The 12,260-nt window shown below is 67.2% G+C and carries 9 protein-coding genes; 2 read left to right on the top strand and 7 right to left on the bottom strand.

Annotated elements, in window-relative coordinates:
- Positions 1-19 precede the first annotated feature (19 nt).
- Positions 20-1,387, bottom strand: a complete 1,368-nt coding sequence (locus U1708_RS02765) for a dicarboxylate/amino acid:cation symporter (protein WP_332742463.1) — start codon at positions 1,385-1,387, stop codon at positions 20-22.
- Positions 1,388-1,593: 206 nt separating this feature from the next.
- Between U1708_RS02765 and U1708_RS02760 the strand changes: the two genes are divergently transcribed.
- Together U1708_RS02760 and U1708_RS02755 are read left to right on the top strand one after the other, a co-directional pair.
- Positions 1,594-3,378: a sensor histidine kinase gene (locus U1708_RS02760; protein WP_332742461.1), complete on the top strand. Its 1,785-nt coding sequence runs from the start codon at positions 1,594-1,596 to the stop codon at positions 3,376-3,378.
- Positions 3,375-4,700 carry a sigma-54-dependent transcriptional regulator gene (locus U1708_RS02755; RefSeq protein WP_332742459.1) on the top strand — a complete coding sequence of 442 codons (1,326 nt, stop codon included), beginning with the start codon at positions 3,375-3,377 and terminating at the stop codon, positions 4,698-4,700. Before U1708_RS02760 ends, U1708_RS02755 begins: the two co-directional genes overlap by 4 nt.
- Positions 4,701-4,853: 153 nt before the next feature.
- Here U1708_RS02755 and U1708_RS02750 read toward each other — a convergent pair whose 3' ends face one another.
- The 6 genes from U1708_RS02750 to U1708_RS02725 form a co-directional block, all read right to left on the bottom strand.
- Complete coding sequence (locus U1708_RS02750) at positions 4,854-5,912, bottom strand: AbrB family transcriptional regulator (protein WP_332742457.1); 1,059 nt, start codon at positions 5,910-5,912, stop codon at positions 4,854-4,856.
- Complete coding sequence (locus U1708_RS02745) at positions 5,909-6,571, bottom strand: spermidine synthase (protein WP_332742455.1); 663 nt, start codon at positions 6,569-6,571, stop codon at positions 5,909-5,911. Before U1708_RS02745 ends, U1708_RS02750 begins: the two co-directional genes overlap by 4 nt.
- Positions 6,568-7,866, bottom strand: coding sequence for an Hsp70 family protein (locus U1708_RS02740; protein ID WP_332742453.1), 1,299 nt, complete (start codon positions 7,864-7,866; stop codon positions 6,568-6,570). Before U1708_RS02740 ends, U1708_RS02745 begins: the two co-directional genes overlap by 4 nt.
- Positions 7,867-8,088: 222 nt before the next feature.
- A complete protein-coding gene (locus tag U1708_RS02735) occupies positions 8,089-8,559 on the bottom strand; it encodes a YaiI/YqxD family protein (RefSeq protein ID WP_332742451.1) in 471 nt (156 codons plus the stop codon).
- A gap of 233 nt (positions 8,560-8,792) precedes the next feature.
- Positions 8,793-10,562, bottom strand: coding sequence for a DEAD/DEAH box helicase (locus U1708_RS02730; RefSeq protein WP_332742449.1), 1,770 nt, complete (start codon positions 10,560-10,562; stop codon positions 8,793-8,795).
- Positions 10,563-10,619: 57 nt separating this feature from the next.
- Entirely contained in the window at positions 10,620-11,792 is a 1,173-nt protein-coding gene (locus U1708_RS02725) for a BaiN/RdsA family NAD(P)/FAD-dependent oxidoreductase (RefSeq protein ID WP_332742447.1), read from the bottom strand.
- Between the last annotated feature and the right edge of the window lie 468 nt (positions 11,793-12,260).

Here is a 12,260-nt window from a genome sequence, read left to right as displayed (position 1 = left end):
GGCGACCGCCACCCTCATTTTAGACGATTGCGGGCCCAGCCGTCGTGGGGGCCGTCGTGGGGGCGGACGTCTGCGCCGGCGCCAGCTCGGGCAGCTTGCCCGACAAGGCGGCGTCGAGCTTGTCGCGGTCGAGGGCACCTTCCCAGCGCGCCACGACGATCGTCGCGACCGCGTTGCCGATGAAGTTGGTCAGGCTGCGGCACTCGCTCATGAAGCGATCGACGCCCAGGATCAGCGCCATCCCCGCGATCGGCACGGTCGGCACGATCGACAGCGTCGCGGCCAAGGTGATGAAGCCCGCACCGGTAACGCCGGCCGCACCCTTGGACGAGATCATCGCCACGACTAGCAACAGCAGTTCTTGGCCGAGCGTCAGGTGCGTGTTGGTTGCCTGCGCGATGAACAAGGCCGCCAGCGTCATGTAGATGTTGGTGCCGTCGAGGTTGAACGAATAGCCGGTCGGCACGACCAGCCCGACGACCGACTTCTCGCAGCCTGCCGCCTCCATCTTCTGGATCAGGTTCGGCAGGGCGGCTTCCGACGACGACGTGCCGAGCACCAGCAGCAGTTCGGCCTTCAGATACTTGATCAGCTTGAAGATCGAGAAACCGGTGAGCCGCGCAACGGTGCCGAGCACGACGACCACGAACAGCGCCGCGGTGAGATAGAAGGTCGCGACCAGCGCGCCGAGATTGGCGAGGCTGCCGATCCCGTATTTGCCGATAGTGAAGGCGATCGCACCGAACGCACCCAGCGGGGCTGCGCGCATCAGGATGCCGACCAGCTTGAAGACGATCAGGCTGAGGCGCTCGAGGAAGTTCAGCACCGGCTTGGCAGGCTCGCCGACCAGGCTCAGCGAGATGCCGAACAGGATCGCGATCAGCAGGATCTGGAGGATGTTACCATCGGTGAACGCGCTGACCATCGTGTCCGGGATGATGCTCATCAGGAACCCGGTGATCGTCGTCTCGTGCGCCTTCACGGTGTAATCCGCGATGCCCTTGGTATCGAGCGTGGCGGCGTCGATGTTCATCCCCGCGCCCGGCTGGACGACGTTGGCGACGATCAGCCCGACGATCAGCGCCAGCGTCGAGAAGAACAGGAAGTAGGCGAACGCCTTGCCCGCGACGCGGCCGACCGAACCCAGTTCCTTCATGCCCGCGATCCCGGTGACGAGCGTCAGGAAGATCACCGGCGCGATGATCATCTTCACCAGCTTGATGAACGCGTCGCCGAGCGGCTTCAGCGCCGCGCCATAGGTCGGATAGAAATGCCCGAGCGCCGCGCCGAGCGCGATCGCGATCAGCACCTGGATATACAGCTGGCCGCTCCAGCGCTTGCGCGCGGGCGTTTCCGCGACACCATATGTCTGGGATGGTAGGGTCAACATCGCCTCCTGAAAACCTCGTCCACTGCCTCGGGACGTTTATGGCGACGGTAATGCCGGGCCGAACCGAGGACTACAAGACCACGTGACATTACGCATAAAACGTTGGTTTTGCGTACTTTGTCGGCATACCGGGTTTTCAGATGTGTGGAAAATGCCGTGTTTGGGTGATGGCGAACCTCGTTCGTGTGTGATAATCCGCACAAATGGCGCGGCTCCGATCCCCCCTGTTTATCACCGCGCTGACGGTGTTGCTGGCATTTGCAGCACTCGGCGTGATCGTCGCCGGGGTCGCCTCGATCTATGGTCAGCGCGCCGTCGCCGACGTCACCGCCAGCGTCCGGATGCGCGCGGTGCAGCAGACGCGGAGCAACCTCCGCCTGCTCGAAGCCGAGTTGCAGACCTATCGCCTGCTCCCGGTCATGCTCGGCGAATATCCCGCGGTGCGCGCCGCGCTCGCATCCGGCCAGGTCGACCCGGCGCTCAACGAAAAGCTGGCGATGCTGGCGGAGCGGACCGGCGCCCCGGTGATCTACGCGCTCGACACGCAGGGGATGACGATCGCCGCGTCGAACGCCGCGCGGCCCGACAGCTTCCTCGGCCACGACTACCGGTTCCGCGAGTATTTCACCAAGGCGATGGCATCGGGCGCAACCGAGTTCTTCGCGCTCGGCAGCGTCAGCGGGCGCCCCGGCCTGTATCTCTCGCGACGGATCGACCGTGACGGACGGCCGCTCGGCGTGGTCGTGGTGAAGGTCGAGTTCGAGAAGATCGCCCGCGAGTGGATCCAGGACCACATGGCGACCTTCGTGACCGATGCGGACGGCATCATCCTGATCTCCAGCGACCCGGCACTGCAATTCCGTACGACCCGCGCGCTTGCGCCCGCGCGCCGCGCCGCGCTGATCGCCACCCGCCAGTTCGGAAACTCGCCGCTCGCGCCCGCGCCGCTCTTGCTCGACGAGTATCTCGCGCGTCTTTCGGACGGGACGCCGGCGGTGACGGTGTCGCTACCGGTGCCGATCGCGGGCTGGCGGCTGGTGCACATGGAGCCGCTCGACGCCGCGCTACGCATGGCCGCCGCCAGGACACGCTGGGCGACCGCGATCGCCGCGCTGGTGACGATCGCGACGATGCTGGCCGCGTGGTGGGCGTATGAGCGGCGCAAGCGCAATGCGGGCGCCCGCGCCGAACTCGAAGCCGAAGTCGCGCGCCGCACCGCAGAACTCCGCGCCACCGCCGACCGCCTCCAAATCGAGGTCGAGCAGCGCGAGGCGTCCGACCAGCGTTTCCGCCAGGCGCGCGAGGAACTGGCGCACGCCAACCGGGTCGGCTCGATCGGCACGATCACCGCCAGCGTCGCGCACGAGATCAACCAGCCGGTCGCCGCGATCCGCACCTTCGCCGACAACGCCGCCGCCTTCCTCGACCGCGGCGAACCGGCGCGCGCGGCGACCAATCTCCAGTCGATCGTCGATCTCACCAGCCGGATCGGCACGATCACCGCGGGCCTCAGGCGTTATGCGAGACGGGGCGCAGGCTCGATCGGCCCGGTGGCGCTCGACGAGGCGATCGACGGCGTCCGCCTGCTGATCGGCGACCGCTTTCGCGCGAAGGGCGTGACGCTCGACCTCCCGACCGGCCCCGAAGCACGCCTGACCGTCATCGCCGGCCGCGTCCGCCTGGAGCAGGTCCTCGTCAACCTCCTCCAGAACGCACTCGACGCGGTCGCCGACCGCCGCGACGCCCGCGTCAGCGTCACAGTCGGGCGGAAGGGCCGCGACGTCGTGCTGACCGTCGCAGACAACGGTCCCGGCATCGACGCGGCGATCGCCGACAACCTCTTCACCCCGTTCGCGACGAGCAAGAAGGACGGCCTCGGGCTCGGCCTCGGCATCGCGCGCGACATCATGACCGAGTTCGGCGGCACGCTCGACCTCGTCCCAGCTCCAGAAGGCGCCATTTTCCGTATGATCCTGGTGAAGGCATGAGCGAGCAAGCGGTATTGCTCGTCGACGACGACGACGTGTTGCGCGGTGCGCTGGAGCAATCGTTCGAACTCGCGGGCATCGCGGTGATCGCCGAACGCGATCCGACCGTCGCGCTGGCCCGCGTGACCGCCGGGTTCGACGGCGCGGTCGTATCCGACATCCGCATGCCGAAGATGGACGGCCTCGAACTCTTCCGCCGGATCGCCGCGATCGACCACGAGATCCCCGTGCTGCTGATGACCGGCCACGGCGATGTCGCGATGGCGGTCGCCGCGCTGAAGAACGGCGCGTTCGACTTCATCCCCAAACCGTTCGCGACCGATCACCTGATCGCGGGCGCCCGGCGTGCGCTCGAAATGCGCCGCCTCGTCCTCGATAACCGTCGGCTCAGAGCGGCGGCCGAGGAAACGATCGGCGCCGAACCGCTGATCGGCGAAACCCCGGTGATGGTCCGCCTCCGCGAAACGATGCGCCAGATCGCACAAGCCGATATCGACGTCTTGATCGAGGGAGAGACCGGCACCGGCAAGGAACTCGTCGCCGTCCTCCTCCACCGCTGGAGCAACCGTCGCTCGCGGCCCTTCGTAGCGGTCAACTGCGCCGCGCTGCCCGAGGCGGTCGCGGAAATCGAACTGTTCGGCCACGACGGCGACTCCCGCCTGCCACGCACCGGCCGGATCGAGGCCTCGAACCGCGGCACGCTGTTCCTCGACGAGATCGAGAGCACGCTGCCGGCCTTCCAGGCGAAACTGCTGCGGGTGCTGGAGGAGCGTGAGGTCATGCCGGTCGGTGGCGACCTGCCGCGTGCACTCGACCTCCGCGTGATCGCCGCCGCCAAACCCGGCCTTGACCACGCCGTCGAGGAAGGCCGCTTCCGCGCCGATCTCCTGTTCCGGCTCGACGCGGTACGCCTGCGCATCCCGCCGCTGAGGGAACGCCGCGACGACATACCGCTGCTGTTCGGCCACCTGCTCCACCAGGCGGCGGAACGGTTCGGTCGCGAGGTCCCGACCATCGATACCGCGACGTTAGCCTATCTCGCCCAGCATGACTGGCCGGGCAACGTCCGCGAACTCGACAATCTCGCCAAGCGCCTCGTCCTCCGCGTCGAGGCGGAGGAGGCGGTCGACGAGGACAGCGAAATCCCCCTCCCCGCCCGCGTCGACAAGTTCGAGGAAGCCACGATCCGCGCGACCCTCCAACAGGTCAACGGCGACGTCCGCTCCGCGCTGGCCGCACTCGGCATCCCGCGAAAGACGTTCTACGACAAGCTCAAGCGCCACGAGATCGACGTGGAGGCGTATCGTCCGAACAGGGGGTAACCTCCACCCCATACCTGTTCGCCCTGAGGGGAAGTCGCACACCACACCCGTTCGTGCTGAGCGAAGTCGAAGCACCTGCGCGCGGTACCCACCCTTCGACTTCGCTCAGGGCGAACGGGGTTGGGGTTGGGGTTGGGGATGTCGGGGAAAGATCTAAGTAGGGATCACCGGCGGCGGCACACCGCCCTGCCGCGTCGCCACGAACTTCGCCAACGGAGGCCCGATCAACAGCACCCCCAGAAACCGCAACACCTGCAACGCCATTACGAACGGCACATCCACCGGACTCGACGCCGCGATAATCGCGACCGAATCCATCCCGCCCGGGCTAGTCGCCAGATACGCGGTAACCGGATCGATCCCCCACCACCGCGTCAACACCGCCGCGATCCCGCCGCAAAACGCGATCAGCAGCGCCACCGACAGCAGGATCCGCGGCATCGCCTTGCCCGCGACCCGCAACGTATCACGCGTGAACGACAGCCCGATCCGCCACCCCACCACCGCATAGCTGATAGCGAGCAGCCACTGCGGCAACACCGGTTGCGCAACGCCGGTAACATTGAGCGCCGCCCCCGCCACCAGCGACCCGAGCAGGGCGCCGGCAGGAAGCTTCAACGCGACACCCACCCCCGCACCAATACCGGCAATCGCGATCGTCCGCAGCACGGCGACCGGATCGACAGATGCGAACCACGCCCCCGCGACATGATGCCCACTCCCCCCGCCGACCATCACCGCTGCCAGCACCGACGCCACCACCGCCACGCTCACCACCCGCGTGTAGGTCATCACCGCGACCAGCCGCGAGTCCGCGCCATAGGCCTGCGCCATCAACACCATCGCGCTAGCTGCGCCCGGCGTCGATCCCCACACCGCGACGGTGCCGGGCAACACCTGCCACCGGCTGAGCAGATACCCGAGCACGCTGCTGGCCGCGAGCGTGACGAAATTGACCATCAGGAAGACCGGCCAGTGATCCGCCACCGTCGCGACGATCCCGGTCGTGATCGACCCAGCGATCAGCGTCCCCACCGCCGCCTGCGCGCCACGAAACGCCGACGTCGGCACGGTCAGCGACCACCCGCGAACGGCCAGCACCACCGCCGCGACCATCGGCCCGAGCAGCAATCCCGCTGGCAGCCCGACCAGTTCCAGCACACCCGCCATCGCCGCCGACAGCGCAATCAGGATAGCCCAGCGCCCGATCATGCCCTCGTGGCGAACCAGATCACATGCCGCGCCCCGCCCTTGCGCGTCGCCCGCGCGATCACCTCGTCGACCGCGAACCCCGCTTCGGCGAGCCGGTTGGCGAACGGCTTGCTCGGCGCGGACGACCACACCGCCAGCACGCCACCCGGCCTGAGCGCCGCCCACGCCAGCGAAAGTCCGCGCGCGCCATACAGCCGGTCGTTACCCGGCCGCGAAATTCCGTCAGGCCCGTTATCGACGTCGAGCAGGATCGCGTCCCACTCCCCCTCGGCAATCGCCGCGGCAACATCGCCCTCGAAGATCCGTGTCCGCGGATCGGTCAGGCTGTCGCCGTGCAACGCCGCCATCGGCCCCCGCGCCCACTCGATCACCGCCGGCACGATCTCCGCAACCGCAACCTCCGCGTCAGGGCCAAGCCGGCCAAGCGCGGCCCGCAAGGTGAACCCCATCCCGAGCCCACCGATCAGCATCCGCACACCCGGCCGTGTCCCGATCCGATCGCACGCCTGCTCCGCCAGCGCCTCTTCCGACCCGCTCAACCGGCTGTTCATCAACTCGTTCGCCCCGAGCATGATCGAGAACTCTGCACCACGCTGGAGCAACCGAAGCTCGCCCCCACCCGGCACCTGCGCCGTACCGAGAAGCACGCGAGGGATCATGCGGACCACGCCGCGATATCGTCCTGCTCGCCGATCAAGGCCAGCCCGTGCGCGATCGAGGTCAGTTCGCCGCCGCTCATGATCGCCGCCTCGCCGAACCGTTCGACGAAGTTACGGCGGATGCGCGGGATCAGCGACGACCCGCCGGTCAGGAACACCCGGTCGATCTCGCCGCCGCCGACGTTGGCGACGTCCAAGGCCCGATCGACCGCCGCCTCGATCCGCACGACGTCGTCGGCGATCCAGCCCTCGAACTGCGCGCGCGTCACGTCCGCCTCGATCTCCAGCCCCGCGCCCGCAAAGTGGAAATGCGCATCCTCGCCGCTCGACAGCGCGCGCTTGAGCGACCCGACCGCGTCGTACAGCGGATACCCCAGTTCGTTCTCGATCACCGCGATCATCCGCCCGATCGCGTCCGGATCGACCGCGGTCTTCTGCAACCGCTCGAGCTCGGTCATCGTCTTGCGGTTGCGCATCAGCGCCAGCCGCGACCAGTCCGCGAAATCGGCGAAATACGCGCGGGGAATCTCGAGTTCCTTGCCGAACGACTTGTACGCGCCGCCCTTGCCCAGCATCGGCAGCACGAGACGATCGAGAATGCGGTAATCGAACCGATCCCCCGCAATCCCGACGCCCGCATGCCCGAGCGGCGTACACCGCCGCGCCGCGCCCGGTTCGGCCACACGCACCACCGAAAAGTCGCTCGTACCGCCGCCGAAATCCGCCACCAGAATCGTCGCCGGCTCGGTCAGCCGCGTCGCGTAGCTGTACGCCGCGCCGAGCGGTTCGTAGACGTAGTGGATCTCCGCCCCAAAGCCCTTGAACATCGCGTCGTAGCGCGTGCGCGCCAAAGCCTCGTCGGGCCGCGCACCGGCATATTCGACCGGCCGCCCGACGACGATCCGGTGCGGCCGCGTGTCGAGCTTGCCGCCTGCATGTGCGATCAGCTTTTCGAGGAACAGCTGGCCCATTTCTTCGAAGCGATAGCGCTTGTCGAAGACCGAGGCCTGCTCGAACGTCTTCATCGCCGCGACCGACTTGAACGACTGGATGAACCGGCTGTCGAGCGGATACTCCATATATTCCGCGATCGCCCATGGCCCCGCATCCGACGCGAGCCCCTTGCCGCTGTCGTCCTGCCAGAAGCACAACGCCGAGCGGAATACCGGGCTCGTCTCGGCGGGCGCCGCAAACGTCACCAGTTCGGGCAGCCCACCCGCCGTCCCCAGCGCCACGACGCTGTTGGTCGTGCCGAAATCCAGCCCCAGCGCGGGGCCGCCAGCGTTCGTGTGCATCGCATGTTCTCCGTGAACGCGCGCCTATGGCGATACGCGGTGCGTGATGGCAACCCCGTGCGTGCACGCCATAAGCGCCACGCTTCCCCCATCCCTGAAAGGGAGGGGTCGGGGGTGGGTCGGGTTCCGCATCATCGAACGCCAGCGGCAAGCGGGTCGTCACAAGCCGACCAACCCACCCCCAGCCCCTCCCTTTCAGCGAGGGGAGCGAAACGAGCCGCCCTAAAGTCGCTTCAACCGCACCAGCGCCGCGTCGAGCGCTGACAGGAAGCTCGACCGGTCTGCCTTCGAAAACGGTGCCGGGCCGCCGATGATGTCGCCGCCCGCACGCAAGTCCGCCATGATCGCGCGCGTCGCGATGGCGCCGCCGATCGAGCTGGTGGTGAACGGCTTGCCGGTGTTCGCTAGCACGGTCGCGCCGGCCTTCACGCAGCGATCGGCGAGCAGGATGTCGGCGGTGATCACGACCGACTTCGCATCGGCCTGTTCGGCGATCCAGTCGTCCGCCGCGTCGAACCCGTCGCTGACCACCACGCGGGAGATCAGCGGGTGGACGGGAATGCGGAAATGGCTGTTGGCGACGATCGTGACGGGCACTTCGTGACGCCACGCGACCTTGTAGATCTCGTCCTTCACCGGGCACGCGTCGGCGTCGACGAGGATCCGGATCGTGCTGGAAGATACGTTCGTCATCGTACACCTCCCAAACCGCCCAACTCGCTCCCGTCATCCTGACGAAAGTCAGGATCCAGGATCAAGCAGGACGGCGTTCGTTACTCTGAATCCTGACGTTCGTCAGGATGACGGGGCTGGAGGTATTCCGCGCTTCTCACCCCCCACCCCTTCGCCCTGAGCGAAGTCGAAGGGCATGCCCCAAGCCGGGGTGCTTCGACTTCGCTCAGCACGAACGGAAGATGGCAGGTAGCTCAGCTCCGCTCGCGATTCCCGCGATACGGCGGCTTCCGCGTCGGAGCCGGACCGCCACGCGGTGCCGCACGGTGCAGCGTCGAGCGCGGACCGCTAGCATTGCTGCGACCACCGCCACCGCCGTCATGCCGCGCACCGCTCTCCGGCGCGCCCTGCATCGCCTCGATCGCAACGCCGCTCTCTTCTTCGCCAGCCTGCGCAGTCCGCTGGATCGCCGCCGAGAACCGCGACGCAACCGCGCGAGGAATCTCGAAAGCGGTCTCGTTCGGCCCGATCCGGATCGCGCCGATCTCAGACTTGGTGATGTGCCCGCGACGGCAGATCAGCGGCAGGATCCAGCGCGGATCGGCGTTCTGGCGACGACCGATGTCCATCCGGAACCACACCGTGTCCTCGAAGCCGGCGCGCGGCCCTTGGCTACGCTCGTCCTGCGTCGGCTGCTTGCTCTGGTCGATCAGATCCTCGGCCTGCGGCATCGTCGAACGGTGCATGTGCACCAGCGCCGCGGCAATATCCTCCGGCGTCTTCTCGGCCATCAGGCGGACGGCGAGTGCGCGATCCTCCTCCTCGACCTCGACCGGCTGCAACAGCATGCCGATCAGGCGCTCGTGGTCGTTCTTGCGGATGTCCTCCGCGGTCGGGGCGTTGACCCACTCCGCGTTGATCTTCGCACCACGGAGCATCATCTCGACGCGACGGCGACGCGGGAACGGCACGATCAGGACGGCGGTGCCCTTCTTGCCTGCACGACCGGTACGACCCGAGCGATGCTGGAGCGTCTCGGCATCGCGCGGCAGCTCGACGTGCACGACCAGCGACAACGTCGGCAGATCGATACCGCGAGCCGCAACGTCGGTCGCAACGCAGACGCGAGCACGACGGTCGCGCAAAGCCTGAAGCGCCGCATTACGCTCGTTCTGCGAATGCTCGCCCGACAGCGCAACGGCAGCAAAGCCACGCTCGACCAGGCTCGCATGCAGGTGGCGCACATTGTCACGCGTGGCGCAGAACAGCATCGCCGTCTCCGCCTCGTGGAAGCGCAGCAGGTTGATCACCGCATGCTCGATCTCGGACGGCGAGACCGTGACGGCCTGGTACGAGATATCGCCATGGCCGCGATCCTCGCCGACGGTCGAAATCCGCAGCGCGTCCTTCTGGTAGCGCTTGGCGAGCGCGACGATCGGCCGCGGCATCGTCGCCGAGAACAACAGCGTACGGCGCTGCTCGGGCGATGCGTCGAGGATCTGCTCGAGATCCTCGCGGAAGCCCATGTCGAGCATCTCGTCGGCCTCGTCGAGCACCGCGACCTTCAGGGCCGACAGGTCGAGCGCGCCACGCTCGAGGTGATCGCGCAGACGCCCCGGCGTACCGACGACGATATGCGCGCCATGTGCCAGCGAACGACGCTCCTTCGAGGCGTCCATCCCGCCGACGCAGGTCGAAATCCGCGCGCCAGCCTTGGCGTAGAGCCACATCAGCTCGCGGCTGACCTGGAGCGCTAGCTCGCGAGTCGGCGCGATGCAGAGCACGAGCGGCTTGTGCGGCGCGGGCAGGCGCTGGACGCCGTCCTCGCCGGCCTCACCGAGCAGTTCGCCGGCCATCGCCAGGCCGAACGCGACGGTCTTGCCCGAACCGGTCTGCGCCGACACGACGAGATCGCGACCGATCGCATTGTCCTCGATCACATGAGCCTGGACGGGGGTGAGCGCGGTATAGCCGCGCGCTTCGAGCGCCTCGGAGAGAAGCGACGGAATATTGGTAAAAGGCATGTACGTCCTAATTGGTGGCCGGCTTGACGCTACGGCAAAGCACTGGCGTGGTGGTCCCTACAGGACTTGGCCCGCGGCCCACCCGCTCGCCCATGCCCATTGGAAGTTGTAGCCGCCGAGCCACCCTGTGACATCGACCGCTTCGCCGACCGCATACAACATTGGTACGCGTTTGGCTTGCATTGTTTGCGAAGATAGTTCCGCAGTGCTGATTCCGCCAGCGGTCACCTCGGCCTTGGCATAGCCTTCCGAGCCGTTTGGCGTGAATTGCCAATGACTTAGCACGCGTTCGGCATCCTGGAGTTTCCGGTCGGTGAGGGTGGAAATCTCGCTCGTCATCCCCAATCGGTCGCTTAGAGTCTCCGCGAGTCGGTCCGGCAGTGTGCTGCCGAGCAGTTTCCGGAGAGTCGCGCGCGGCGTGGTACGCTTGGCGGCGGGGAGCCAGCCGGACTCGCGATCGGGGAGGAAATCGATCCCGACGGGCTGGCCGTGGCGCCAATACGACGATGCTTGGAGGATCGCAGGACCGGACAGGCCGCGGTGCGTGAACAGCGCCGCCTCGCGGAAGGCTGTCTTGCCGGCGGTCGCAACCACGTCGGCGGCAACGCCCGACAATTCGCGAAACAGGATCTCGTCGCCACCGAGCGTCAGCGGGACGAGTGCGGGGCGTGGCTCGACGACCTTCAACCCGAACTGCCGCGCGAGATCATAGGCGAACCCGGTCGCGCCCATCTTCGGGATCGATGGCCCGCCGGTGGCGATGACTAAAGCGGAGGCGGTGACGGTGCGGCCGTCGAGCGAGACGCGGTAGCGGCCGTCTGCGTGTTCGACTCCAGTGACCGCGCGACCGAGCGACAGATCGACTCGCCCCTTGTCACATTCGTCGAGCAGCATCTCGACGATCTGCTTCGCGGAGCCGTTGCAGAAGAGTTGCCCGAGCGTCTTCTCATGCCACGCGATGCCGTAGGACTCGACGAGCGCGATGAAATCCTGCGCGGTGTAGCGGCCGAGCGCGGACTTGGCGAAATGCGGGTTGGCGGAGATGTAGCGGTCGGCGGCGGTGTGCACGTTGGTGAAATTGCACCGCCCGCCGCCGGAGATGAGGATCTTCTTGCCGGCTTGGTCGGCGTGATCGACGAGCAGCATCTTCCGCCCGCGCTGGCCGGCGACGGCGGCGCACATGAGGCCGGCGGCACCGGCTCCGAGGATTATCGCGTCGTAATCAGCCAAGTGTAGCTCCGTAAGGCTCAGGTCGGGAGCCGCCAATTAGAATGTTTCCCCGCGAAGGCGGGGACCCAGACCGGGCTCCCGCCTTCGCGGGAGAACAAGGGGTGGCCGCTGTAGCGCGTTCGGGATCGGCGACATAGGTGGTGGTGATCTGCCTTTCAGACTCGCATTCCAGTTCGCCAAACAGCACCACCCCGGCGAAGGCCGGGGCCCAATCGGGGGACGGCAATGACGCAGTCTGCGCCTCGTTACGGCGACCTTTCCAATTGGGCCCCGGCCTTCGCCGGGGTGGTGGCCCTCTAGATAGTGGGGAGTGAAAGGGCGACAGTATCCGATGGCGCCGTGGAACATAGCGAAGCGAGAACGCCACCGCCCTTCTTCTCCCTCTCCCCTCCGGGGAGAGGGCCGGGGTGAGGGGCCGCCAAGCAGCGCACCGCCCGGAACAGCCCCTCACCCAACCCTCTCCCCGGA

The sequence above is a fragment of the Sphingomonas arabinosi genome (genome assembly GCF_036663715.1).
Lineage (GTDB): Bacteria > Pseudomonadota > Alphaproteobacteria > Sphingomonadales > Sphingomonadaceae > Sphingomonas.
The sequence above is the reverse complement of the archived record's forward strand: the minus strand, read 5'-3'. Positions and strand labels throughout refer to the sequence as shown.